The 25365-nt window shown below is 67.7% G+C and carries 17 protein-coding genes, 1 tRNA gene and 1 pseudogene; 10 read left to right on the top strand and 9 right to left on the bottom strand.

What is annotated here, in order from left to right:
- Positions 1-4 precede the first annotated feature (4 nt).
- Entirely contained in the window at positions 5-1732 is a 1728-nt protein-coding gene (locus ABIE24_RS07290) for an NAD(P)/FAD-dependent oxidoreductase (protein WP_354498240.1), read from the top strand.
- Positions 1729-2415, top strand: coding sequence for a hypothetical protein (locus ABIE24_RS07285; RefSeq protein ID WP_354498238.1), 687 nt, complete (start codon positions 1729-1731; stop codon positions 2413-2415). The genes ABIE24_RS07290 and ABIE24_RS07285 overlap by 4 nt, the downstream gene beginning before the upstream one ends.
- A gap of 88 nt (positions 2416-2503) precedes the next feature.
- Here ABIE24_RS07285 and ABIE24_RS07280 read toward each other — a convergent pair.
- The 4 genes from ABIE24_RS07280 to ABIE24_RS07265 all read right to left on the bottom strand — a co-directional run bounded on the left by ABIE24_RS07280 (position 2504) and on the right by ABIE24_RS07265 (position 7828).
- Positions 2504-2577: transfer RNA gene (locus ABIE24_RS07280), tRNA-Met, on the bottom strand.
- A 128-nt stretch (positions 2578-2705) separates the two neighbouring features.
- Complete coding sequence (locus tag ABIE24_RS07275; RefSeq protein ID WP_354498236.1) at positions 2706-3605, bottom strand: class I SAM-dependent methyltransferase; 900 nt, start codon at positions 3603-3605, stop codon at positions 2706-2708.
- A gap of 22 nt (positions 3606-3627) precedes the next feature.
- The gene (locus ABIE24_RS07270; protein ID WP_354498235.1) at positions 3628-6567 is read right to left on the bottom strand and encodes a UPF0182 family membrane protein; all 2940 of its coding nucleotides are present in this window, start codon (positions 6565-6567) and stop codon (positions 3628-3630) included.
- 91 nt (positions 6568-6658) lie between these two features.
- Positions 6659-7828: a YlbL family protein gene (locus ABIE24_RS07265; RefSeq protein ID WP_354498233.1), complete on the bottom strand. Its 1170-nt coding sequence runs from the start codon at positions 7826-7828 to the stop codon at positions 6659-6661.
- A gap of 117 nt (positions 7829-7945) precedes the next feature.
- Here ABIE24_RS07265 and ABIE24_RS07260 point away from each other — a divergent pair, with 117 nt between their 5' ends.
- The 3 genes and pseudogenes from ABIE24_RS07260 to ABIE24_RS07250 all read left to right on the top strand — a co-directional run.
- Complete coding sequence (locus ABIE24_RS07260; protein WP_502916251.1) at positions 7946-9307, top strand: zinc-dependent metalloprotease; 1362 nt, start codon at positions 7946-7948, stop codon at positions 9305-9307.
- 550 nt (positions 9308-9857) lie between these two features.
- Positions 9858-10043: a hypothetical protein gene (locus ABIE24_RS07255; protein ID WP_354498231.1), complete on the top strand. Its 186-nt coding sequence runs from the start codon at positions 9858-9860 to the stop codon at positions 10041-10043.
- 109 nt (positions 10044-10152) lie between these two features.
- Positions 10153-10902: pseudogene (locus ABIE24_RS07250) on the top strand (TOMM precursor leader peptide-binding protein); the annotation flags it as partial.
- Here the strand turns inward: ABIE24_RS07250 and ABIE24_RS07245 are convergent.
- Positions 10862-12601 carry an ATP-dependent helicase gene (locus tag ABIE24_RS07245; RefSeq protein WP_354498229.1) on the bottom strand — a complete coding sequence of 580 codons (1740 nt, stop codon included), beginning with the start codon at positions 12599-12601 and terminating at the stop codon, positions 10862-10864. The pseudogene ABIE24_RS07250 and the gene ABIE24_RS07245 overlap by 41 nt on opposite strands.
- Entirely contained in the window at positions 12598-13584 is a 987-nt protein-coding gene (gene nudC / locus ABIE24_RS07240; protein WP_354498227.1) for an NAD(+) diphosphatase, read from the bottom strand. Before nudC ends, ABIE24_RS07245 begins: the two co-directional genes overlap by 4 nt.
- 97 nt (positions 13585-13681) lie before the next feature.
- Between nudC and ABIE24_RS07235 the strand changes: the two genes are divergently transcribed.
- Positions 13682-15013 carry a phosphotransferase gene (locus tag ABIE24_RS07235; RefSeq protein WP_354498226.1) on the top strand — a complete coding sequence of 444 codons (1332 nt, stop codon included), beginning with the start codon at positions 13682-13684 and terminating at the stop codon, positions 15011-15013.
- Here ABIE24_RS07235 and ABIE24_RS07230 read toward each other — a convergent pair.
- Both ABIE24_RS07230 and ABIE24_RS07225 read right to left on the bottom strand, forming a co-directional pair.
- Complete coding sequence (locus ABIE24_RS07230; protein WP_354498224.1) at positions 14917-18198, bottom strand: ATP-dependent DNA helicase; 3282 nt, start codon at positions 18196-18198, stop codon at positions 14917-14919. The genes ABIE24_RS07235 and ABIE24_RS07230 overlap by 97 nt on opposite strands.
- Positions 18195-21344 carry an ATP-dependent helicase gene (locus tag ABIE24_RS07225; protein WP_354498222.1) on the bottom strand — a complete coding sequence of 1050 codons (3150 nt, stop codon included), beginning with the start codon at positions 21342-21344 and terminating at the stop codon, positions 18195-18197. The genes ABIE24_RS07230 and ABIE24_RS07225 overlap by 4 nt, the downstream gene beginning before the upstream one ends.
- Positions 21345-21480: 136 nt before the next feature.
- Here ABIE24_RS07225 and ABIE24_RS07220 point away from each other — a divergent pair, with 136 nt between their 5' ends.
- Genes ABIE24_RS07220 through ABIE24_RS07210 form a run of 3 tightly spaced genes read left to right on the top strand, consistent with a single transcriptional unit; the run spans position 21481 to position 22652 of the window.
- On the top strand, positions 21481-21705 hold the full coding sequence (locus ABIE24_RS07220) for a DUF3107 domain-containing protein (RefSeq protein WP_354498220.1): 225 nt from the start codon (positions 21481-21483) through the stop codon (positions 21703-21705).
- An 11-nt stretch (positions 21706-21716) separates the two neighbouring features.
- Positions 21717-22004 (top strand): hypothetical protein, encoded by a 288-nt coding sequence (locus tag ABIE24_RS07215; RefSeq protein ID WP_354498218.1) that lies wholly within the window; start codon positions 21717-21719, stop codon positions 22002-22004.
- A 45-nt stretch (positions 22005-22049) separates the two neighbouring features.
- Positions 22050-22652: a dihydrofolate reductase family protein gene (locus ABIE24_RS07210; protein WP_354498216.1), complete on the top strand. Its 603-nt coding sequence runs from the start codon at positions 22050-22052 to the stop codon at positions 22650-22652.
- A 9-nt stretch (positions 22653-22661) separates the two neighbouring features.
- On the opposite strand, the gene ABIE24_RS07205 is transcribed toward ABIE24_RS07210, so the two are convergent.
- Positions 22662-23378 (bottom strand): ferritin-like fold-containing protein, encoded by a 717-nt coding sequence (locus ABIE24_RS07205; protein WP_354498214.1) that lies wholly within the window; start codon positions 23376-23378, stop codon positions 22662-22664.
- A gap of 117 nt (positions 23379-23495) precedes the next feature.
- On the opposite strand from ABIE24_RS07205, the gene ABIE24_RS07200 reads away from it, so the two are divergent.
- Positions 23496-24935 (top strand): DEAD/DEAH box helicase, encoded by a 1440-nt coding sequence (locus tag ABIE24_RS07200; RefSeq protein WP_354498212.1) that lies wholly within the window; start codon positions 23496-23498, stop codon positions 24933-24935.
- The last annotated feature ends 430 nt before the right edge of the window (positions 24936-25365 follow it).

The following is a 25365-nucleotide window of genomic DNA, read 5'->3' as shown; positions in this document are numbered from 1 at the left end:
GGAAATGAGCAGGCAGAAGAGTCGACCGACGGACCGGCAACCGCCGAGCATCATTCTCGTCGACCCGGACGAGTCGTCGCGGAACGCCGCCGCGTTCGCAATCACCCGTCGCTTCGGCGCGGACTACACCGTCGATGTCTTCCGGTCGTCTGCTGAAGGCCTGGACGGCATCCGCCGGCTCATCGCGCTCGACCGCGACATCGCCGCCATCGCGGCAGACATCGACCTCCCTGATGTCGACGGCGTCACGTTCCTGGAGAAGGTACACGCTCTCGACAGGCAGGCGACACGGATCCTGACCATCGCAATGGACGACACCCATGCGAAGGTGCCACTGGGCCGGCTGCAGGAGGTGCAGCGCGCAACTGCGCTGGGCCAGATCGACATCGCAATGGTGAAGGGCTGGGACACGCCGGAGGAATGGTTGTACCCGCAATTGCAGGAGGTACTGACGGCGTGGACACGTGCTCATCGTCCCCAGCACTTCCTCTATCGCATCGTGGGCGAACAGTGGGCGCCGCGCTCGCACGAATTCCGTGACTTCCTGACGAGGAACGGGGTTCCGTTCCTGTTCTTCGCAGTCGACACCGCGGAAGGCAGTCGACTCGTTCGCGAATACCGGGTGGACCCGCGACGCCTCCCAGCCCTCATCCGCCACGACGGCTCGGTCCTGCACGACCCCTCGAACGCCGAAGTGGCTGCCTCACACGGAATCTCCACGCGCGCACAGCAGGACAGCTATGACCTGGCCATCATCGGTGCGGGGCCGACCGGATTGGCGGCAGCCGTCTTCGGTGCATCCGAGGGCCTTCGAACCGTCGTGATCGAACGGGAAGCGATCGGCGGGCAGGCAGCGACGAGCTCGATGGTCCGCAACTACCTCGGCTTTCCCCGCGGCATCAATGGCGGAGTTCTGGCTCACCGCGCCTGGGAGCAGGCGGTCCTGCTCGGCACAGAATTCGTCTTCACCCATGAGGCCTCAGCGGTTTCGGCGGGTGAGCACGGCCTTTGCGTCACGTTCCGCGATGCCGAACCGATCCGGGCGGACGCCGTTCTTCTCGCTACGGGTGTGTCGTATCGCCGGCTGGGTGTGGACCTGCTCGACCGGCTCACCGGAGCAGGCATCCTGTACGGGGCGGCCGGTGCCGAAGCGCCGGCGCTCGCGGGTGAGGCTGTCGCCGTCATCGGCGGTGCGAATTCTGCGGGGCAGGCCGCGTTGCACCTTGCCCGCTTCGCCAGTACCGTGACCGTCGTCGTGCGTGGGAACTCGCTTACCGCCGGCATGTCCCGCTACCTGATCGACCAGATCGACGCCACAGGGAACATCACCGTGCTCCTGAACGCGCGCGTCGTCGGAGGCAACGGCGATACGCGGCTGAGCGGCCTCGAGCTCGAAGACACCGCGACCGGCAAGCGCCAGACCCTCGCCGTCAGCGCTGCCTTTGTCCTGATCGGCGCAGAGCCGGCCACCGAATGGCTGGTCAACCTCAGCCGGGATGAACGCGGCTACCTTCGGACCGGCTCCGACGTGCCGATGGAATCCTGGTCGTCTCAGCGCCCTCCGCTGCCGTTCGAAACGAGCCTGCCCGGGGTGTTCGCGGCCGGGGACGTGAGGCTCGGATCCGTGAAGCGGGTCGCTGGTGGCGTGGGCGAAGGATCCGTAGCCATCGGTTCCGTCCACCAGTATCTCCGCAACCGTGTACCGCAATCAGAAGAAAGGATGCTCCAATGAACACGCAATATCAGACGAACTGGATCAGGGCCGGACTGGTGGCCCTTCCCGTGTACGGACTGCTGACCGCTTGGTCGTCGCTGACTCCCCAGCCCGACGCGGCAAGTGACCCTGAAGGCTGGGCCCGATTCGTCAGCGCCCCGTCCTACCTCGTCAGTCACCTGGTCGGCAGCGTCGGCGGGACGATCCTCGCCATCTTCGCGACGTTCGCGCTGGGGAGCTACCTGGCGTCGACACGGGCCGGGCGCCTCGCGCTGCCCGCCATGGTGGTGGCTGCCCTGGGGCACGCCCTCCTGCTCGTGCCTGCGACGATCTCCACCTTCGCGACCCCGGCCCTGGGCCAGGCGTACCTGTCCGGATCAAGCGAGGTGATGCAGGTCGAATTCTCGGGAACGATGACCTTCATGTTCCTGATCGGTCTCCTGCTTGCCTTCGTCGGCAGCCTGCTGCTCGGAGTCGCCATGTGGCGCTCGCATGCATTGCCTCGCGGCGCGGCGGCGGTCTGGCTTATCGGCACGATCGTCTTCTATCCCCTCGGCGTCGTTCTGGGAATCGCGACGGTCAACGCCTCACTGCCGACCCAGGTCGTCGGTGCCCTCCTGATCGCCGTCAGCGGGGCCTGGATCGCCTGGGCGGCGTTCGGTGGACGGACGGCTCGATCGAGTGTCCCCGCCCCGGCATGAGGCGACCAGGCGCACGCCCGGCCGCTCAAGCGCCAGTCCCCGGGCAAAGGAAAAGGCCCGGAATCTTCACGATTCCGGGCCTTCTTTGTTGCGGGGGCAGGATTTGAACCTACGACCTCTGGGTTATGAGCCCAGCGAGCTACCGAACTGCTCCACCCCGCGGCACAAGAAGAAACTCTAGCACGGGAATTCAGACAGCGCGAATCGGGGCTCCGCCGGGTCCGACGCTGCGCCCGAGGAGAGGCACCTCGGTGGGCTGCGAGTCGCACGTGAAGGGGGCGCGGCAGTTCTCAGCGCAGTTTCGATGCGACCAGGCTCACCGCCAGGGGCAGCCAGTTCTCGTGCGGCCACCCGAACATCCCGTCGCCGACCGGTACAAGACACGGATACATGCGCCACGGAAGCTCGTCATGCTCGGCCATCCGGTCCAGGCGAAGCCCGGCATCGAGCAGGGCTCCGATGGTCTGTGACAGCGGGTGCGCCCATTCGCACCCGCGGGTGTTGGAGAGCACAGCATGCTCATCGGCGTAATCGCTCGCCTCGTCGTAGACCTCAGGCTCCTCCTCGGCATACGGAAAGCGGAATACCGGCAGCGCGTCGGGGTTCTCCGGGTCCGCATCGAACACCTGTGCTGAGGGATGTCCGTCGGCGAAGTAAAGGAGTCCGCCGGGTTTGAGGAACCACTCCACGATTCGGGCCCACTCGGCGATGTCGGGCAGCCAGCAGATGGTCCCCCAGGTGGTGAAGATCACGTCGAACGAATCCGGTTCAGGCAGCGCGTGACGTGCGTCGTACAGGTTCGCCGCGACGAAGCGTGCCTGTTCGCTGAGCCCGAGTTCCCCCGCGAGCTTGCGGGCCTCACGCACCGCGGCCATCGAGAAGTCGAGGCCCACGACGGATGCTCCGCGCTGGGCGAGCGTCAACGTGTCGACACCGAAATGGCACTGCAGGTGCAGCACGCGCTTGCCGGACAGGTCGAAGCGGCCGTCCGCACCTGGAAACGCTCGGGCCAGCTCCGCCTCGTCGACCCGGGTGAGTGTGCCCGCGCCGGCGCGCAGCGGTTCCTGATCGTAAAAATCACTGGCCACGTGAATGGGGACACGTTCGTCCCAGTGTGCGCGGTTGGCGTCGAGCCACTCCCCCGAGCGGACATCGACAGCGCGTGGGGTGGTGAACGGGATCTCAGTCACCCACCCCACGCTACCGGTTCGGTTAGCCGTTCAGCAGGTCGATCGCCTGCCCCAACGCGGCGCTGAGCCGGGCATCCGCCTCGCCGTACGCCTCCCAGTTGCCTTCAGCCATCGCGACCTGCTTGTCGTTCATCGCGTCCTTGGCGTCATCCAGTGCTGCCCGAAGTGCGGCATCGACCACCGGGTTGCCTGTGTCGGGTTCCGCCAGATTCGGCGGCTCCTCGGTTCCGGGCTCGGTCGGCGCCGAAGGATCGGCGGGCGCCGTCGGTCCGTCGACTCCAGGCGTGTTGCCGTCGCCGGCCTTCGCACCCGAATCGCCGCCGAACAGCGAATCGAGAGCCTCGTCCAGGGTGTCCTCGAAGGCGATCTGGTCACCGAAAGCGACGAGGACCTTCTGGAGCAGCGGGTAGCTGGTCTCGCCGGTCGACTGGACGTAGACCGGTTGCACGTAGAGCAGTCCGCCTCCGACGGGCAGCGTCAGCAGGTTGCCGTTCAGCACCTTCGACTGCCCCTGCTTCAGCAGGTTGATCAAGGACGAGACTTCGGGGTCGGTGTTGAATGCGTTCTGCACCTGGCCCGGGCCGGGAACGGTGACGTCCTTCGGCAGGGTGAGCAGCCGCAGCGATCCGTAGTCTTCCCCTGGCTTGCCTGCCTCGGCGCCGGCATCCGCGTTCACAGCCAGGTACCCGGTGAGCACGCTCGACGCGCTGTCACCGGTTCCTCGTGGGACGAACGTCGAATACAGCGAGAACGTCGGTGCTTCCTGCCCCGGCATCTGCATGGTCAGGTAGTACGGCGGCTGGCGAAGCGCCTCCGCTGCCTCGGACTGCGGGTCGGCCGGTGTCGACCAGGCGTCCGTCTTCGAGTAGAACTTACCGGCATCCACCACGTGGTACTGCCCGAGGATCTGGCGCTGCACCTTGAACAGGTCGGCCGGGTAACGGACGTGGCTCATCAACTCGCCGCTCATCTCCGACATCGGCTGAATCGTCGACGGGTAGATCTTCTGCCAGGTCTTGAGGATGGCGTCCTCGGTGTCCCAGGCGTACAGGGTCACCGAACCGTCATACGCGTCGACGGTTGCCTTGACCGAGTTGCGGATGTAGTTGATGTCGTCGAGGGCGAACCGCTGGTCGTCGGTCGCGGAGTCGGCGATCGCCGTCGACAGGCCCACGGTGCGCGAATACGGGTATGCGTCCGATGTTGTGTAGCCGTCGACAATCCAGACGACGCGGCCGTCCACGACGCTCGGGTAGGGGTCGGAATCGAGGGTCAGGTACGGGGCGACCTTCTTCACTCGCGTGGCGGGGTCCCTGTCGTACATGATCTGTGACTGGCTGGTGACGTCGTCGGAGAGGAAGATCTGCTCGGACTGGAACTTGAGTGCGTAGACCAGCTTGTTGAGGACCGAGTCGAGTTTGGGCCCCGCATCGCCCTCGAAGGTGTTGTACGTCTCGGACGCGCCATCCTCACCGGACGGGAAGTCGAGCTCGACCGGCTTGTTGCCCTTGGGCGCACCGACGATGGAGTACGCGGGCGACGCCTCACCGAAATAGATCCGCGGTTCGAAGTCCCCGAGCGCCCCGGACGTCGGGATACCGGACTCCAGGAAGACCGGCTGACCGTCGACCGAGCGCTGGTTGCCGTATGCGGCGACGAGTCCATAGCCGTGGGTGTAGACGAAGGTGTTGTTGACCCAGGTGTCTTCGGGGTCCTGGCGGAGTTCGCGGAGGGCGACGACGGCATCCTGGCTCTCTCCGTCGACCTGGTACCGGTCGACGTCCATGTTCGGTGAGAACGCGTAGTAGTTCTTGAACCGCTCCAGCTGCGAGACCGACGGGCTGACGAGCGCCGGGTCGATGATCCGGATGGATGCGGTGGTCTCGGCGTCCTCACGGAGCGCGCCGGCCGTGGCATCCGTCGTCGCGTTGTACGGAATCTCTTCGAGGTCGGCGACGTCGTAGGCATCGCGGGTGAGGTCGATGTTGCGCTGGATGTACGGCGTCTCGAGGTTCTTCGCGTTCGGGTCGACCTGGAAGCGCTGCACGACCCACGGGTAGGCGGTGCCGACGAGGAGGCCGGCGACGAGCAGGAGCGCCGTCCCGACGACGGGCAGCCGCCAGCGGCCGATGAATGCCGTGACGAGGAAGAGGACGGCGACGAGGGCGGCGATGCCTGCGAGGATGACCCGGCCGGGGATCGTCGCGTTGTCGTCGGTGTAGTTCGCGCCGGTGATCAGGTCACCGGTCTGGTTGAGCGTCACGTACTGGTCGAGCCAGATGGATACCGCCTGAAGCGCGATGTACAGCGCCGCCAGGATGGCGATCTGGATCCGGGCTGCCTTCGAGATGCGCAGCTCACGCCCCGATACGCGGATCGAACCGTACAGGTAGCTGACGGCAATGGTCAGGAGCGTCGCGAGGAGCACGACGGCGGAGGCGAAGCCGACGAGTCCGCGGAAGAACGGAAGCTCGAAGAAGTAGAACGAGACGTCGAGGCCGAACTGCGGCTCGACTTCACCGACCGGGGTGCGGTTCAGCCAGAGCAGAACCACTTCCCAGCGCGTCGCCGCGGCAAATCCGGCGAAGAGCCCGAGAACGACGGGGATGCCGTACGTGGCGAGTCGGCGCAGCGGCTCGACGAGCTCCTGGTACCGGTCGAGCTGGCTGCTGAGCTTCGCATACACCGGGCGCAGCCGGTAGGCGAGCATGATGCTCGCCCAGACCGGGATGGCCATGCCGAGGAACCCGATGACGAACATGATCGCTGAGGCGATCCACTGGGTGGTCAGCACCGTGGCGAAGCCCAGCTGCTCGAACCAGAGGAAGTCCGAGTACAACCCGGCAAAGATAAAGAACGCAACGACCAGCACACCGACGACAGCTGCCGTGATGGCGAGCGGTGCTCTGCTGCGGTTGGGGTTCGGATTGGCGCGGGCTGATGCTGATGGAGCGGTTGTCACTTGTGGCCTCTGTCAGTTTTCGGATTCTGATGCCAAGTCTATGGGGATCGCCCCCCGGCTGGCTGGGAGCTAGCCTGTTGCCTGCTGCAAGCTAGCCCGCCGCCGGCTGTGACTCGCAGGTCGCGAGGGCGTCGATGCCATCGGACGCCGCGATTGCGTCGAGCGCGGTGATCGCGTCGTCCAGGGTGGCCACGCTCAGGACACGGATGCCGTCGGGCACGTGCCCGACGACCTCGTTGCAGTTCGCCGCGGGCGCGAGGAAGTAGTCCGATCCGGCATCCTCCGCTCCGTAGAGCTTCTGACGGATGCCGCCGATCGGCCCGACGACGCCTTCGGCGTCGATCGTTCCGGTCCCGGCCACCTTCTCTCCTCCGTTGATTTCGCCCGGGGTCATCTTGTCGATGATGCCGAGCGCGAACATCATGCCGGCGCTCGGCCCGCCGACGTTGTCGAGCTGGATGGTGACGTCGACCGGAAAGTCGTAGAGGACCTTCGTGGCGACGCCGACGATGCTCGTCTCCTTGCCGTCGGCCGAGGTCGCTGGGACGGGCGTGATCGAGACGGTGGTCGGGACCTCATCGCGCAGGATGTCGAATTCCGCTGCCGAGTCCGAGCCGTTCCGCGCGATCGCGTCACGAAGCGAGGCCAGGTCGCTGACGGCGACATCGTTCACCGCGAGGATCTCGTCGTCGACCTTGAGCTTGCCGTCTGCCGGAGTCCCGTCGGCGACCTGGCCGACGGCGAGTTGGGCAGGAAAGTCGTAGCCGAGTTCCGTGAGGGCCGCCGCGATGGCATCCTGCTGGGAATCGACCATCAGCGCAGCGTTCTCGGCCTCGCGCTCCTCGGTCGTCACGCCTTCGGGGAAGAGGGAATCGACCGGAACGATGGCTTTGCTCGGCGAGAACCAGGCCAGCGCCACCTCGAACCAGCTTGGGCGCTGTTCCCGGTTGCCGACCGCCTGGACGGTGAGCATGTCGAGCGTTCCCCCGGTCTCGTAGGTCTCGGCGCCATCTACTGTCACGAGCGGGACCTTCTCGTCCTTGATCGTGACGGAGCCGAGGGTGTTGAAGACCGGACCCGGCTGTTGGATCACATACGACGTCGGCCAGAGGGCGAGCCCGAGGACGATGACGAGCGACACGGCGAGCGCCAGCCAGCCGCGATTGCGGCGGCGGCGTTCTTTCTCCATCCGAGCAAGCTCCGCGTCTGAGTACAGCGCCTCCGGTGCGTATACCGGCGGGGTTTCGTTGAACAGACTCATCGTGCCTTTCTGGTGTTCGCGACGGGCGGACACCTGCCACGGGCAGCCACGCGAATCTCGGAGGATCAACGACTAGCGTAGATCCCGCAACCGAATGCTGTCTGAAAGGTGGCCTCTGTGCCCGACGAATCCGACAAAAACCCCGAGGACGAATTCCGTGACATGCTGCGGCAGTTCCTGGCCGGGAACGCCGGGATCGACCCCAGCCAGCTCGCCGGGGCCGCCGGTCTCCCCGGGGACCCCGCCTCGGTCAACGCCATGATCAGCCAGCTTCGCAATGCGCTGCAGGGCGCGGGCGACGGCAAGGTCAACTGGCAGGCCGCCACCGACCAGGCTGTCACCATTGCGACCAACGAGGCCGTGCCCGCAACGGCCGAGCAGCGTGCCGCACTCGATGCGGCGTTCTCGGTGGCCGCGCTCTGGCTCGACGATGTGACCGGGATCAGCGAGCTGACGAGCGTGCCGCGCCTGGTCACCCGGGCCGAATGGGCACGCGCGACCATGCCGGTGTGGACGCAGCTCGCCGAGCCGGTGGCCACGAGCATCTCCGACGCCCTCACCGGGGTGCTGCGCGAGCAGGCACCGGAGGAGTTCCAGGGCATGGTCGAGAACGCCGGCGCGCTTCTGAGGAGCATCGGCGGCGCCCTCTTCGCGATGCAGCTCGGCCAGGTCGTCGGCCAGCTGTCGACAGAGGTCGTCTCGGGAGGAGACATCGGCATCCCGCTTCTCGACGACAACCAGGCCGCCATCCTGCCGCAGAACGCGACGGCCTTCGGCGAGGGTCTCGACATTCCCGACGATCAGGTCCAGTTGTATCTCGCCGTGCGCGAGATCGCTCACGCCCGCCTGTTCCGTCACGCCCGCTGGCTGCGTCTGCACCTCATTTCGTCGATCACCGAATTCGCCCGTGGCATCCGGATCGACACCGATCGGCTCGAGAGCCTCGCCGAGGGCTTCGACCCGTCGAACCCGGAGGAACTGCGGCAGGCCATGGTCGACGGCTCGCTGATTCCCCCGAAGACCGACGCCCAGCTGAGCACGCTCGCCCGCCTTGAAACCACCCTCGCCCTGGTCGAAGGCTGGGTCGACGTCGTGACCGCCCGGGCGACAGGGCGGCTGCCGAAGGCCGATGCGATCGCCGAGATGGTCCGGCGCCGCCGTGCGACCGGGGGGCCTGCCGAGTCGGCGTTCTCCACCCTCGTCGGCCTCGAGCTGCGGCCGCGACGTCTGCGTGAGGCTGCCGCGATGTGGCAGCAGATCACGGATGCCGTCGGCGACGACGCGCGGGACGCCCTGTGGGCACACCCTGACGTGATCCCCACAGGTGCAGACATCGACGACCCGGCCGCATTGATCGCCCGCCTCGAGGCGCGTGCCCGCGGCGAGGTCCCCGAGCCGGACGAATTCGACACCGCGCTCGAAGACCTGCTCCGGGGCGAGGGAGGCCCGCCGAAGGGCGACACTCCCCCGGTGGTCTGACGCGGCGTCCCGGCACCGGCGCCTCGATCCGCCACACCGTGTCGTCCAGAGCGCCTACGAACAGCACCTCCAGGCAACTCAACGCTCCGAACAGCGTTCCGTGGCAACTCGACGCACCGAACAACATTGCGTGGCAACTCGACGCACCGGGCGGCATCCCGCACCTGCACGGGCTCGATTCCCCACAACGTGTCGTCCACAGCGCCCGCGAACAGCACCTCCTGGCAACTCAACGCTCCGAACAGCGTTCCGTGGCAACTCGACGCACCGGGCGGCATCCCGCACCTGCACGGGCTCGATTCGCCACAACGTGTCGTTCAGAGCGCTCGCGAACAGCACCTTTAGGCAACTCAACGCTCGAACAACATCACGTGGCAACTCGACGCACCGAACAACATCGCGTGGCAACTCGACGCACCGAACAACATCGCGTGGCAACTCGACGCACCGAACAACATCGCGTGACAACTCGACGCTCCGAACAACATCCCGTGGCAACTCGACGCACCGGGCGGCATCCCGCACCTGCACGGGCTCGATTCGCCACAACGTGTCGTTCAGAGCGCCCGCGAACAGCACCTCCAGGCAACTCAACGCTCCGAACAACATCGCGTGGCAACTCGACGCTCCGAACAACATCGCGTCGCAACTCGACGCACCGGGCGGCATCCCGCACCTGCACGGGCTCGATCCGCCACAACGTGTCGTCCACAGCGCCCGCGAACAGCACCTTTAGGCAACTCGACGCTCCGAACAGCGTTCCGTGGCAACTCGACCGCGCGCCACAGACCGCCGATCGGCATCCGTGCTGTGGAAAACCCGCACGCCGAACGCGCCCGTGAGGCATGATCTCGGGCATGTTCCTTCAACTCGATCCCCGATACCCCATCGTCTGGCGCGACACATCGTCGCTGCAGATCGGCGCCGAGCACCCGCTCGCGCGACTCGACCGGGTCACGCCGGCTCTCGAACACCTGCTCGGCGCGGTGATGGCCGGCACCAGCAGGAACCAGCTCGACAACCTGGCGACCCAGGTCGGGGCGGAGCCCGACGACGTGGATCGCTTCCTCGCCGAGATCACCCCGGCACTTCTCGCGCCTGAGCGGCTCCGGGAGACGCCGCACTGGATCGTCGACGGAGACGGGAAGACGGCTGACGGCATCCGTCGTCTCTTGCGATCCTCCGGGTTCCCGGAATCGGGAACGGAGACGGCGGAGCCTCCGGACCTCGCCGTTCTCGTGTCCACCCACGTCATCGACCCGCGGCGGTATGTGCGCTGGCTCAGCCTCGACATCCCGCACCTCGCCGTGGTCTACACCGATATCGGGGTGCAGATCGGCCCGCTCGTCGAGCCGGGCGCGGGGCCATGCCTGCACTGCCTTGCCCGCGAACGGACGGATGCCGACGCGGCCTGGCCGGTGATGGCCGCTCAGCTTCTCGGCCGGCCGTCCCTCGCTGAGCAGGAACCGCTGATCAGCGAGGTCAGCGCGCGGGTGGCCCGAATCGTGACGGCACGACTCGAGAACGGCTCGAACGACCTTGTCTCGGCGTCGCTCAGGATCGACGCGTTCCGAGTGTCGGGGAGCCTGACCGTGCACCGGCCACACCCGGAGTGCGGATGCCGATCTCTGTCAGGAAGCGCGACTGCTCCCGCGGCTGGGGAGAGCGCCCTGAATGCTCAGCCCACGACATGAACAACCGTGACCGGGCCCGGGTGATGCCCACATAGAGCAACCTTCGTTCCTCATCCACCTGTTCGAAGCTCCTGGCGTAGCTGATCGGCACGAGCCCTTCGCTGAGTCCCAGGAGATACACGGCATCCCACTCGAGCCCCTTCGCCGAATGCAGGGTGGCGAGGGTGACCGCAGACACCGTCGGTTCGTGCTGTCCGGCTTGCCGTTCCAGGAGCTCGTCGGTGAACTGGCGGAACGTCGTATCCGGCGGCGCCTGGTCGACGAGTCCCATGATCGCGTTGAGCGATTCCCACTTGTCGCGCACCGCTCCCGCCGCCTCAGGGGCGACCTGGGTCCAGCCGAGCGAACGCAGAACGTCGCTGACCGACTTGAAGAGCGGTTCGCCGGTGATGGACACGGATGCCCCGCGCAGCGCCATGATCGCCTGCCGCACCTCGGGCAGGTCGAAGAAACGTTTGCTGCCGCGCAGCAGGTAAGGGATGCCCACATCACTGAGGGCGGTTTCGAGCGCGGCCGACTGCACGTTCACCCGGTAGAGGATCGCGATGTGCTCGGGTTTCGTTCCCGCAGCGATCTGCTCGAGCACCGACTGGGCGATCGCCCTGGCCTCGGACATGTCGTTCGGATACATCGAGATGTCGGGCTGGCGGTGGCTGTCCGCCCCCCGGCTGGCGTGGAGGGTCAGCGCGCCCGGGCGACCCCGCATCAGACGGTTGGCGGTGTCGACGATCTGGGGGGTGGACCGGTAGTTCTGCTCGAGCCGCACCACCGTGGCATCCGGATGTCGCGCGGGAAAGTCGAGGAGGAAGTCGCTGCGGGCCCCGGCGAAGGAATAGATCGTCTGGCTGGCGTCGCCGACGACGCAGACGTCGTTCCGGCCGCCGATCCAGAGTTCGAGAAGCTGTTGCTGAAGCGGTGACACGTCCTGGTACTCGTCGACCACGAAGAACCGGTATTGCTCATGGACCTGCATGGCGACGGCCGGCTCGGTCTGGATCATGCCGGCGCAGGCCAGGAGCACGTCTTCGAAGTCGAGCTGCCGGCGTTCGTCCTTGAGGTCCTCGTACGCCTGCTGCATCGCCGCGACCTGGTCTGCGGTGAGGTTCTGCGGGGCAGGCCGGTTCGCGGCGGCGTACTGTTCGATGCTCAGGCCTGACACCTTGCGCCACTCGACCTCGGCGGCGATGTCGCGCAGGGTCGCCGTGTCGAGCTTGAGGCGCAGGCGTTCGGCTGCGTGGCCGAGCATCTTCCCCTTGCTCGGAATAAGCGCGGGCATGATGCCGCCGACGGTGTGCGGCCAGAAGTAGTTGAGCTGGCTGAGGGCCGCCGCGTGGAAGGTGCGCGCGGCGACGCCTCCGGCGCCCAGATGACGGAGCCGGCCGCGCAGCTCCGCCGCTGCCCGGTTCGTGAAGGTAAGGGCCATCACCCGGTTCGCGGCGTAGGTGCCGGTCGCGACCCCGTGCGCGATCCGGTGGGTGATCGCCCGGGTCTTGCCCGTACCGGCACCGGCGAGCACACAGACCGGACCGCGGAGAGCCTCGGCGGCGACCCTCTGGTCGTCGTCGAGCCCGGCGAGAAGATCGGTGAGTTCGCCGCTCATGCCTTGACGACTGGCTCAGCGGAAGCCAACCGCGCTGACTCGTCGAGGTCGGGGCCGCCGTCGGCGACCAGCCACAGGTCGATCAGGTGCCGGGCGATCGAGATCGTCCCCGGTAGCAGCAGGGTGCCGGCCTCTTTGCGGAGCTGGTCGCGCGTGAACCAGCGCAGGTCGATGATCTCGTCACCATCCGGGCGGAGGTCGTCGGGGTCTTCGCCTGCGGCGACGCGGGCGGAGAAACCAAGCATCATCGACCGCGGGAAGGGCCACGGCTGCGACCCGAGGTAGCGCGGGTTTTCGACGCGCACGCCGGACTCTTCGGCGATCTCACGGCAGACCGCGCTCTCCAGCGACTCCCCCGCCTCCACGAAGCCGGCGAGCAGCGAATAGCGTCCTTCGGGCCAGAGCACGTTCGACCCGAGGAGGAGCCGGTCGTCCTCATCGAGCACGAGCACGATGACCGCCGGGTCGGTGCGAGGGAAAGTCTGGTTCGAGCAGGCGGGACAGCGCCTCGCCCAGCCGGCGAGTTCGGGCGCGGTGCCGACGCCGCAGCGTGAACAGTGCGGCTCGGAGGCGTGCCAGTTCGCGAGGGCCACGGCCGCCGCAAGCAGCGCGGAGTCCCCCGTGCCGAGCGAGTCCCCGGATTCGCGAAGCGACACCCACCGGTCGGGATCTGGTTCGGTCGCGGCCGCGATCTCATCCGACAGCACGGCCGCCACAACCGGCGCGCCCGGCTCGGCGTCGGTCTCGGGGTCGGTCGCCCGGCCGAGGTAGAGAAGAAGGTCGGCATCGGCGGCCGCCTCCGGCGAGGAGAGAGCGAGCCGCTCGCCGGTCATCAGGGTTTTACCGTTCCACAGCGGGAGAACCCGGCAGAGCGGATCAGCCGCCAGTTCGGCGAACAGGTCCGGCCGAACGCGCGCGTCGGCGTCGCGGTCGACGACACCGCGGGCGAGGGGAAGATCGCGAAGCGCACCAAGGACGAACAAAAAGCACTCCCACGTGAAAGGCGTGGCGTATGGCCGCCACGGGGCTGGGCAACCTAACCTAGATGCCATGGCCAGATCGCATCTAACTCTAGCCGCGTTGGCTACATCAGCCGTCGCGGACCTGCAGATTCTCGGCGCAGGCCCGTTCGGGCACGGAACAACCGGTGACTTCGACTCGGCTCTGCTCCGCACCAGCGACGATCGCGAGCTCGTGATCCGTGTGCCGGCGAACGAGCGGGCGGCGAGCGAACAGTCCGTCGAACTCATTGCCCTGCAGGCGATGACCGCGGGCATCCGCAGCCGTCTCCCGTTCGAGGTGCCCACGGTGGTCGGCCAGGGGTCGACCCGCGGGACCCGGGTCGTCGTCTACGACTACCTGCCCGGCTATACCGTCGAGGCGTCCGCGATCCCCGCCGGCGACGGCATCGCAACGTCGATGGGTGCGGCGATCGCCGCCATCCACGCGCTTCCCGGTTCGTTCGTCGCTGAAGTGGGTCTCCCCCACCTCACCGCCGCCGAGTGCCGCAACGAGGCCCGCAGCGTCATCGAGCGCGCGGCGTCGACACGGCTGCTGCCGACAGCGGTCCGCAAACGCTGGACGGATGCCGCGGCGGACGACACCCTCTGGCAGTTTCAGCCGACCGTGATTCACGGCTCCCTCAGCGCCGACTCCTTCGTGCTCACCGACCACGACGTCGGACCCATCGTCACCGGTGTGCTGGGGTGGAGTTCCCTCCGCGTGGGCGACCCCGCCCGCGACCTGCACTGGCTGAGCGGCACCGGTGAGGCCGCTGAGAGCGTGCTCGCCGCCTATCGGTCGTCGTCGACGAGACACCAGGACAGCCTGCTCGTGCAGCGGTCGATGCTGCACGCCGAACTGGAACTCGCGCGGTGGCTGTTGCACGGCGTGGATTCCCGCGACCAGCGCATCATCGACGACGCCGTCAGCCTGCTCGACGGACTTGTCGACCACGTTCTCGGGAACCTCATGAACCCGTTGTCGCCGCAGACCGGCCCGATCATGGCCGTGTCCGATGTGGAGGACATGCTTCGCCGCACCCCGCCCTCGACCGCCGTCTCGGGCACATCAGGGATCGGCATGCAGACCGACAGCTACGACCGCTCAGAACTCGAGGCTGTCTTCGGCCGCGACGCCGAGCTGGTCAGCAACCCGGAACGGGCCGACGACACAGACGGGCGATCCGCGAAAGCCGACCAGGACCCGGATGCCGTCGAGACCGGCCCGATCCACATTGTCGGGTCGGGCAGCGCGGCGTCGAGCAGTGCTGCGTCGGACATCATCGCCGCCAAGGGTGACCGCGGCGACGCGGGCTACACCGCCGAACTCGACTTCTCGGCGCTTGAGGCTGCCGAGTCCGGCGAGATCACACCCCTGAACCAGCGGCGACCGAGCTCCTCAGCGGAGTAGAGGACCTCGGGCCGGATCACACGGTCGTCGGTGACGTAGTAGAACACCGCGTCGATGAGTTCCGTAGGCACCTGCTTCCACTGGGCATAAGCGAGGCGGTACAGCGCGAGCTGATACTGGCGTTCCTCGAGCTCGGCAGCCGTCGTCGGGGCCTTGCCGGTCTTCCAGTCGACGATCTGAAAGCGCCCGTCGCGTTCGTAGACGGCGTCGAGCTTGCAGATGATGATCTGCCCGCCGAGGACGAAGTTGATCTCGCGTTCCACCTCGACCGGGCGGAGCCCCGCCCATTCGGATGCCTCGAACGTGCGCTGCAGAACGGCCAGTTCGTCCAGCTCCCGCTGCTCGAGCGGCAGCAGGGTGCCCGGGCCCTCGTCGAGGTCCTGTTCGAGGAGGCCGGAGTCGAGCGATTCCTGTCCGCCCGCGATACCCGCGCGTTGCTCCACCCAGGAGTGGAACAGGGTTCCGAGGCGGGTCTGCCGGTAGGGGCGTTCGGGCAGGGGGCGACGCATCCGGGTCGCAAGGCCGGCGGCATCCGTCACGAATTCCTTGAACCGGGATGCCGGCACCCGGTCGGGAAGGTCGACGTACTCGTCGGACAGCAGCCGGGCCTCGCGCTCGGCGAGGAGCAGGGCGATGTCGTTCGACCAGATCGTCGGCAGCGACGGGTCCGCCGTGCGGACCGCGTCGGCCGCCGCGGCCACCGGCGCTCGTCGGGCGCCGAGCGGGTCCAGCGGCCAGGAGACGTCGTTCTGCGTGCCGGCGAGCGGGTTCTCCTCGAACTGCGACTGGTCGGGGAGAGCGTCGGCTGACCCGACGGCGTCAGCGATCTCGCGGAGGAACTGTCCGGGGGCCCGGGGTTTCACCTGGGTCGCCCAGAACGACCCACTGGCCAGAAGCGCGTCCTTCGCCCGAGTGACGGCGACGTACCCCAGCCGGCGCTGTTCCGCCGCGTTGCGCTCCTCAAGCCCTTCGCCGAACGCCGTGTAGGCGAGGTCGAACTCGGCCTGGGTCGTCGCACCGCGCCAGGCCAGGGTCGGCAGTTCGTCGCGGTCACCGCGGAACTCGAACGGAAGTTCGCCGAATGCCGTCCAGCCGCGCTTGCTTCGCAGCGTGCCGGGGAGTTCGTCAGCGACCATCCGGGGCACGGCGACGCTGTCCCATTCCAGCCCCTTGGACCCGTGGATGGTGAGGATCTGCACCGTCCCCGGTTCCGGGTCGTCGCCGCGCGGGCTGAGGTTCTCGCGCCGCTCCGCTTCGGCCAGCCAGGACAGAAACGGCCCCAGGCCGCCACCGTCGTCGACGGCGAGGTACGACGCGATCTGCTCGGAGAACGCGTCGAGGCTGGGCTGCCCGAGCGGGTTCTGATCGTTCGCCGCCACTTCGATGTCGAGCTGGAGTTCCTGCACGACCAGGTTGACGAGGTCGTACAGGTCGAGCCCCGACCGGCGGCGCAGCGCCGCCAGTTGGCGCGCGACGAGTCGCATCCGGCGGATGCCTTCGGCACTGAATTCACGGAGGGCCGAGTGATTGGCCGGCGCGGTCTGCAGAAAGTCGAGGGCGTCGACGAGGGATTTGCCGTCGTCGTGCGCGGCGGAGGCCGCGATTCGGTCGCGCACCTCTTCGGCGATCAGCCGCTGCGACAGGTCACGGTCGGCGAGCCACCGGGCAAGGCCGCTCAGCGCCTTGATGTCGCGCGGCCCGATCCGCCACCGCGCCCCGGTGAGCAGCCGGACAAGCTCCGAACCGGCCGTCGGGTCGTGCAGGACCCGCAGGGCGGCGACCAGGTCGACGACGACCGGCTGTTCGAGCAGCCCGGCGACACCGAGGATGTGGAACGGAACGTTATTGCGGCGGAGGGCCTCGGTGAAGACGTCGACCTTCTTCAGCGACCGGCAGAGCATCGCCGCGGTGCGCTGCTCACCCTTCGCCGACTCTCGCGCGAGCTCCGCCGCCAGCCAGCGGGCGACGGCATCCGCTTCATCGACGACCGTCTCGGCGAACACGACGGAGATCTCGCCCGGGCCCGCGAACGGCGAACTGCTCAGCCGACGCACCGGGACGTGCGGCGTCGGCGGGAGGGGTCCGACGATGGCGTTGGCCGCGTCCAGCACCCGTCCGGAGTTGCGCCAGCTCGTCGACAGGGCGTACGCGTCGGCGCCGGGCGACGAACCGGCGGAGAAGTCGGCGGAGAACCGGGCGAGGTTCGCGGCGCTCGCCCCGCGCCAGCCGTAGATCGACTGGTTGGGGTCACCGACCGCCATCACCGGGTGTCCGGCGAAAAGCCGGGCGAGCAGATCGGTCTGCACCACGGAGGTGTCCTGGTATTCGTCGAGGATGACGACCTTGAACCGCGACCGGTACTCGTCGACCACACGCGGAACCCGGCGGCAGATCTCGAGGGCAAGCGCGACCTGGTCGCTGAATTCGACGAAGCCGAGCCGCTGCTTTTCGGCGGCGAACCGTTCGGCGAGGTCGACAAGAAGCCCGAGCGAGCCGATGTCAGTAAGGGCGGCGGTGACCGACGCAAACGGGATCCTCTTGCGTGACGACCCGTCATGAACGGGCAGCTCGCCGAGCGACAGGAACGTCGACGCAAACGAGCGGATGTCGTCGGTACGGCCGGCTGCGTCGTTGTCGCTGATCGCATGGCTGAGCGAGAGCACCGCCGCCGTGACCTGGTCGACGCTCTTGTCGATGCCCACCAGCCGGTCGTCGGCGCTGTCGACGACGATCCGCCGGGCCAGGCGCCACGCCGACGCCTCGGTGAGCACGGTGGCGTCCGGTTCGCGCCCGATCAGCCGCGCATACTCGCGGAACAGTCCGCTGGCGAACGAGTTGTAGGTGGCGATGGTCGGGGCTTCGAGCACATCGATCACGGCCTGGCCGTCCTCGGCCAGCTGGGAGTCCTGCAACTGCCCGATGCGCACACGCACGCGTTCGGCGAGTTCGCCTGCTGCCTTGCGGGTGAAGGTGAGCCCGAGGATCTCCGGAACCCTCACCTTGCCGTTCGCCAGCAGCCAGACGATCCGGTTGGCCATCGTCTCGGTCTTCCCGCTGCCGGCACCGGCGACGACGAGGGCCGGGGCGAGATCGGCCTGGATCACTGCGACCTGCTCGTCGGTCGGGTTCGGCTGGGACAGCCTCGCGGCGATCGCCCGCGCCGCCATCTCTGTTCGGGGGGTCATGCGCTCACGGCAGCGACGAGGTGGATGCGGTACATGGGGTCTGCCTTCGGGTCGCGTTCGTCGAGGTTCGGGTTGCCGGAGAACTCCGCGGCCGCCATGCCGTGTCCTGCCGTCACGACGCGGTGGGTGAACGCGTCGCGTTCGTCCTCCGACATCGGCTGTTGGGTCAGCACCTTGTAACCTTTGCCGCGCGTTCCACCCGAGACGTAGAGCAGGGTCGCCCCACCCGAGGCGTCGACCGGCGTGGTCCCCTCGATCGCCCCGGCGGCAAGCGCGAGCTGGTATCCCCCGAGTTGCGGATTCTCATCGACCTGCGCTTTGGGAGGAGCGTTCTTGCCGGTCTTCAGGTCGACGATGACCACCTCGCCGCCCGGTAGTCGCTCGACCCGGTCGATCGTGCCCGAAAGCTTCACCTGGCCGAGCGTCACCGAGAACTTCCCTTCGGCGCTGATCGTCTCACTTCCTGCCCGGCGAAAGTCGGTGAGGTACTCGGACAGGCCCTCAACGAGCCGGGAGGTCAGCCGGCGCTGGCGTTCGGCCAGCCACGGCGCCTCGAAGTACAGCTCGGACCAGTGTTCGTCGATGTGCTTCCACAGTTGTGCGACGCTCACGTCGTCGTCGGTCTGCTCCGACGCCGGGATCCGCCCTGCGTGCTCCATCGCGGCGTGAACGACGGTGCCGATTCCTGCGGCGAGGCCGGACGGGGCCGCCGCCATGGTGTCGATGAACCAGGCGAGACCTGATTTCTCGAAGGTCTCGAGCTTGGACGGCGACACCGGCACGCTTGTCTCCGGGTCGGTGAGGTCGACGAGCGGCGCCGTCGTCGACGGTTCGAGCAGGCCGTACCAGTCCTCCGGGTCGGCCCCGGGCACGGCCTCGGCCGCCAGCCGCGCCAGCGCCGACGCCGCATGGGGATCGCCGGTGGTGACGAGACGACGCCGCAACACTCCGACCATCCCCCGGAGCGACAGCGGATGCTGTGCGTCGGCCCCGCGGAGCGGCTCGACAGCGCGAATGGCCGGGAAACGGAGGAACGCGGAGGGTTGTTCGTCGTCGTTCACCGTTGCCGTGAGGACGACCTGCCTGCGGGCGCGCGACACCGCGAGGGCGAACATCCGCAGCTCATCGGAGAGGACTTCGGCGCGGGCATCGAGGTCGGCGACGGGGAGACCGGCGGACAGCTGGCTGAGGTGGTGCGGATACAGCAACGACCCACGCAGCTGCGGGTTCGGCCAGGCACCGTCCTGCAGGCCGGCCACGATCACAACCTCGAATTCGCTGCCGACGACCGAACTGGGCGTACCGATGAACACCGCATCGGCGGCGGACTGCGGGGTAAGGGAGTCTTCGGGGATTTCGGATGCGAGGATTTCGTCGACGAAACGCCCGGCCGGTTCGGCCGGGTGGCGTTCGACGAATCGCTTCGCCGCGGTGAACAGGGCCATCACGCTGTCGAGATTGCGGTTGGCTTCGTCGGCGGCGAGGCCCGAGCCGAGCGCCTGCGCCGACCAGGAAGCGGCGAGGCCGCTGCGTTCCCAGAACAGCCAGAGCAGCTCTTCGATGCTGGCGCCGGCCAGCGCGGCCGCCCGAGCCTCGGACAGGGTCGTGGCGAACCTCCCTGCCGCCCGGGCCGCGGCGGAGTCGATGGTGGCGAACCGACTGGGCTGCTCGAGCGCTTCGAGCAGCAGCTCGTCGCCGGAACGGGCGCCCTCCCCGGCCAGCTCCTCGTGCCGCAACGCCCGCCGCACCCGGCGCAGCGAGATCCCGTCGAGGCCGCAGAGCGGACCGGTCAGCAGGGAGGTGACGAGTTCCGGCGTCGCGTCGGTTCGGCCGAGCACGAACGCGACAGCTGACAGGAACTGGGCCGACGCGAACTCCGCCCGGATGGTGCGGCCTCCGGCCGGCGTCGTTGTCGGGACTTCGGCGAGGGCGAGCGCCCTGGCCAGGACCGGGATGGTCGCGCCTGACCTCACGAGAACGGCCAGCCGTGACCACGGGATGCCGCCGAACAGGTGATGCTCGCGAAGCACGCGGGCGATCTGCTGGTGTTCGGCGGCGTTCGACGAGGCTTCGATCCGCAGAATCGGCGGGGTGTCGTCAGGCGGGAAGTCGTCGCGTTCCGCCGCAACCGCCGAACGGTGAGCGATCGCCCCGGCGGTTCCGACCCGCTCGGTCACCTGGCGGACGAGCGAACGGATGCCGTCGCTGTGGCGGTAGGACGTCGACAGGCTGAACCGCTGCACCGGCACCCCGAGCGCGGTGCCGAGCCCGGCCAGTGCCGCCGGATCTGAGCCCCGGAAGGTGCTGGACGCGACATCGGGATCGCCGAACGCGAGCACCGCGACACCCCGGCGGGCGAGCGCCCGGAGGAGGGCGATCGCTGACGGCCCCTGCTCCTGGAAATCGTCGACGACGACGAGCCGGAGCTGTTCGAGCCCGAACCCGCGGCTGAGCTCTGTCGTCGCCTGCGCGACGATCTCGGCGGAGTCGAGGTAATCGGCACCGAAGCTGTCGACGACGTGCTCGTATTCGGCGAGAAACCGACCGGCGGCCGCCCACTCGGGCCTGCCCTGCTCACGACCGAGCCGGGCGAGGGATTCGGGGCGGAGCCCCGCCTCGACCGTTCGCATCATCAGTTCCCGCAGTTCAGTGCGGAAACCCTTGAGCCCCCGCACCTCGGCGACGAGCGGTTCGGGCCAGTCCGGGCCGGCGCCGTCGGCTTCATGCCACGCCAGCAATTCAGCGATCACGGTGTCTTGTTCAGCTCCGGTGAGCAGCCGCGGCTGTTCACGGCCCTCGAGCGACGCCCGAGCCCCGACGATCGAGAATGCGACCGAACTCAGGGTCCGCGCCAGCGGGCCGGTCGTCGGCACGCCGACGCGCAGGGCCAGGCGGTCCCGCAGGCCGGCGGCGGCCCGCCGGTTCGGGGCGAGCACGAGCACCTCGGCGGGGTCGTAACCGCGCGCACCGATGCGGTCGGCGACGAGCTCGAGGATCGTCGACGTCTTGCCTGTGCCCGGCGCCCCGGCGACCGCCGCACTGGCGCCGTCGGCGAGGTCCACAACCGCCTGCTGCGACGCATCCGGAACGATCGGTACGGATGCGGCCGCCCTGCGCGTCGAATTGTTGAAACCCCGGATTACCACGACTGCAAAGTTACCGGGCACCACCGACACCCCGGCGCACGCCGGGTGCGTGTTCGCTCGTGGCGAGTCCGTGCGGTCGAGGTCTGCACGGCAACTGCCGTAATGTTTCAGGTAACGCAAGGGAAAGGTGCTTTACGTGGAGATCCGTATCGGTATTACCAACAGCGGGCGCGAGCTCAGCTTCGAGTCGGCACAGCCTGCCACCGAGATCGAGAAGACAATCGCAGACGCACTCGGTTCTGAGAAGAGCTACTTCACCCTCAGCGATGACAAGGGCCGGCTCTACATCGTCCCCACCGCGGGGCTCGCCTACGTCGAGGTCGGCAGCGAAGAGGCCCGCCGCATCGGTTTCGTCGGCTAAGGAATCCCTTCGTGGAACTCCTCTTCATCATCCTGTTCGGCGCCGCCGCCGGCCTCGCCGTCCACTACGCGCTGCCATGGCGCGGCACGCACGGGATCGCGCTGATCCCCGCCGTGGGCGGAATCGTCGCGGCGATCGTCTGGGTTCTTCTGACCTGGCTGGGCTGGGCGTGGGACGGCGGCTGGATCTGGGCCGTCACCCTCGTGGTCGCGACCGGCGTCGCCGCCGTCGTCGACCTGTACCTCGGGCGGCACCGCAAAGAGTCCGACCAGCGCCGCCTCATCGCCCTCGGCGGCTGACGGGCCTTCCGCTCGGCGGCCGCGCCGTGCGACAGTGGGTCGATCATGCCGAAGATCGTCGTCAGCAACATCGTCTCACTCGACGGATTTTACGCCGCACCAGACGGCAATCCGCTCCTGCTGAACATGGACGAAGCCTTCGACCTCTATAACAGGGAACGGATCGAGGACGCCGGGACCGTGCTTCTGGGGCGAGAGTCCTTCCTGGGGTTCAGCTCCTATTGGCCGGACATCGCCGACGCACCGGACGATCCAGACAATCGAGCGCTCGACGACGACAATCGCCGCATCAGCCGCGCGTACAACCGTGTCGCCAAAGTCGTCGTCTCGGACACTCTCGTCGTACCGGAGGACAACGCGTGGCATTCGACCACCACCGTGATCCCCCGGTCCGGACTTTCGGCCTGGGTCGCCGAACACCGCACGAATGGCAGCGCCGACGCCGTGGTTTTCGGGAGCAGGGTGATGTGGAACGCGCTCCTCGTCGAAGGACTCCTCGACGAGATTCACCTCATGGTGAGCCCGACGGCGCTGGGCGCGGGCATCCCGCTCTTTGCCGGAGCGACCGATCTCACGCTTCTCGGCACGCGGCAGTTCGACGGCTCCGACAACGTGCTGCTCCGGTACGCGCCACGCGCGCCCCGGTGACCGGCGTCGTCAGGCCGTGAGGCCGAGCGCGTCCATCCGGCGGGTGTGGGTGGCGATGAGTTCGGTGAACACCGGCTCGATCCGCTCTTCGTCGCTCTTGCTATGACCTTCGAGGTTGAGCGCCGAATGGGCGAGCAGGAGCGTGTCGCCGACGAGCCGCCTGCCGCACATCGCGAAGAAGTGGGCGCGTTTCGGGTCGACCGCGATGGCATCCGTCAGAAGGCCGACGATCCCCGCAGACCCGGAATCGGCCCCGAGCAGGCTGGCGTAACGCGCGCCGATCTCGGACGGCAACCCGTCGGAGAGGCGGATGAAGAAGTCGTCGAGAAAGCCCTGCGTGATGTAGAGACTCAGCAGGCTCTCGTTGACGGATGCCCCGCGCGTGAGGTCGAGGAATCGATCGATCCCGGGCACGAACGGCGCCATGACCTCGGTCGGGTTCTCGCCGCGCCTGCGGATCTCGGCGACGAGACCCTGGTGCTTGGCGAGGGCGAAGCCGGCGGCAGCCGAGAGGGTCTGCGTCGCTTCCAGGTCTTTCGACGAGGCGCTGATGTTCGAGATCGACTGGAAGAAACACAACTGCAGGTACGCGACCTGGCCGAGGTAACTCGACGTGTCGGGAGCGAGCTCAGCGAAGTCGACTTTGGTGGCCTGGATTGCACTCGCTCGGGGGCGGAGGCGCGGCAAGGGCGCTCGGGACCGGGACGCACTAAACCATGAAACCACGGCTCCAGTGTAGATGTTCGGTAGGCTGGGCTTTGTTCCCGGCATCGGATCGGGATACTACGCCTCAAAAATATGCAGGGCGTAGACCGCTTATATGCATTGACAGGCAACCAACACGTGAATTTTACGGATCTCGGCGTCGACCAGGACATGGCAGACGCCCTCGCAGCAAAGGGTATCCTCGAGCCCTTCCCCATCCAGGAACAGACCATCCCCCTCGCCCTTGACGGCCAGGACATCATCGGCCAGGCGAAGACGGGTACCGGCAAGACCTTCGGTTTCGGCCTCCCCCTCCTCCAGCGCATCGGAAGCGACCCGGCGCCGGGTGTCGTCGCCCTCATCGTCGTCCCGACCCGTGAACTCTGCGTCCAGGTGACCGAGGACATCGAGATCGCGGCCGGCAACCGCCCCACGAAGATCGTCTCGATCTACGGCGGCAAGGCATACGAAGGCCAGATCGAGCAGCTGAAGGCCGGTGCGCAGGTCGTCGTCGGAACCCCCGGCCGCCTCATCGACCTCAACAACCAGCGCCTGCTCGACCTGTCGAACGTGCGCGAAATGGTGCTCGACGAGGCCGACAAGATGCTCGACCTCGGCTTCCTCGCCGACATCGAGAAGCTCTTCTCGAAGACCCCGCAGGATCGCCACACCATGCTGTTCTCGGCCACCATGCCCGGCCCGATCGTCGCCCTCGCGCGTCGTTTCATGTCGAAGCCCATCCACATCCGTGCCTCAGACCCCGATGAGGGCCTCACCCAGGCCAACATCAAGCACCTTGTCTACCGTGCGCACAACATGGACAAGGACGAGGTCATCGCCCGCATCCTGCAGGCTGAGGGCCGCGGCAAAACCGTGATCTTCACCCGCACCAAGCGGTCGGCCGCGAAGCTCGTCGAGGAACTCACCGACCGCGGCTTCAACGCCGCCGCCGTCCACGGCGACCTCGGCCAGGAGCAGCGTGAGCGGGCCATGGCCGCGTTCAAGGCGGGCAAGAAGGACGTTCTCATCGCCACGGATGTCGCGGCTCGCGGTATCGACGTCAACGACGTCACCCACGTGATCAACCACACCATCCCCGAAGACGAGAAGACCTACCTGCACCGCGTCGGCCGCACCGGCCGCGCAGGCAAGACCGGCATCGCCGTGACCTTCGTCGACTGGGACGACCTGCACAAGTGGGCCCTGATCAACAAGGCGCTCGACTTCGGACAGCCGGAACCGACGGAGACGTACTCGTCGAGCCCGCACCTGTTCAGCGACCTCGATATCCCCGAGGGCACCAAGGGCCGCCTGAAGCCGTCCGTCGCATCCGGAGCACCGACCGAGAAGCGCACCGGTCCGCCTCGTGACAGCTCGCGCCCGCCGCGCGACGGCGCCCGTGACTCCGGTCGGGGTCGGAGCCGCACCCGCACCGCCGCCTCGACGGATGCTCCGCAGGACGACACGGCGGTCGTCGCCGCGGGTACGCATGACGGCCAGGGTCCCGAGCACCACGACGGCAACAGTGCGCCGCGTCGCCGCAGCCGCACGCGTCGCCGCACGAACCGCCCGGAATAGCACGTCACACGCCAAGCCCCGCCTGGACCTCGGTTCATGCGGGGCTTTTGCGCGGGTGGATCGCCCGTCGAGTTCCCACAAAATGCAGCCCCCAGCATCGAATCACCACAACAAGCTGTTCATTCTCGGGCTGGACAACGTTTCGTGGCACTTCGAGCCTCGCACCACCAGCCGGATGCCCTCGATCGGGCCCAAAGGGCGATCCCCGCAATCGATCGGGCCGAAAGGGTCACTCCCTCGCCCACGAACGACCCTCTCGGACCAGTCATCGAGCGTCGGTCGCCCACGCGCGCCGAGTCACCACAAAGCGCTGCCCGCAGCATCGACTCACCACAAAACGCTCTTCACCAGCCACATGAACGACATCCCGTGGCGAATCGAGCCCAGGCGACCGAACGGACGCCAATCGATCGGGCCGAAAGGGTCACTC

The sequence above is a fragment of the Mycetocola sp. 2940 genome, assembly GCF_040548835.1.
In the GTDB taxonomy this organism is placed as follows: domain Bacteria; phylum Actinomycetota; class Actinomycetes; order Actinomycetales; family Microbacteriaceae; genus Mycetocola_A.
Note: the sequence above shows the minus strand (reverse complement) of the source record. Positions and strands in the feature narration are given on the sequence as shown.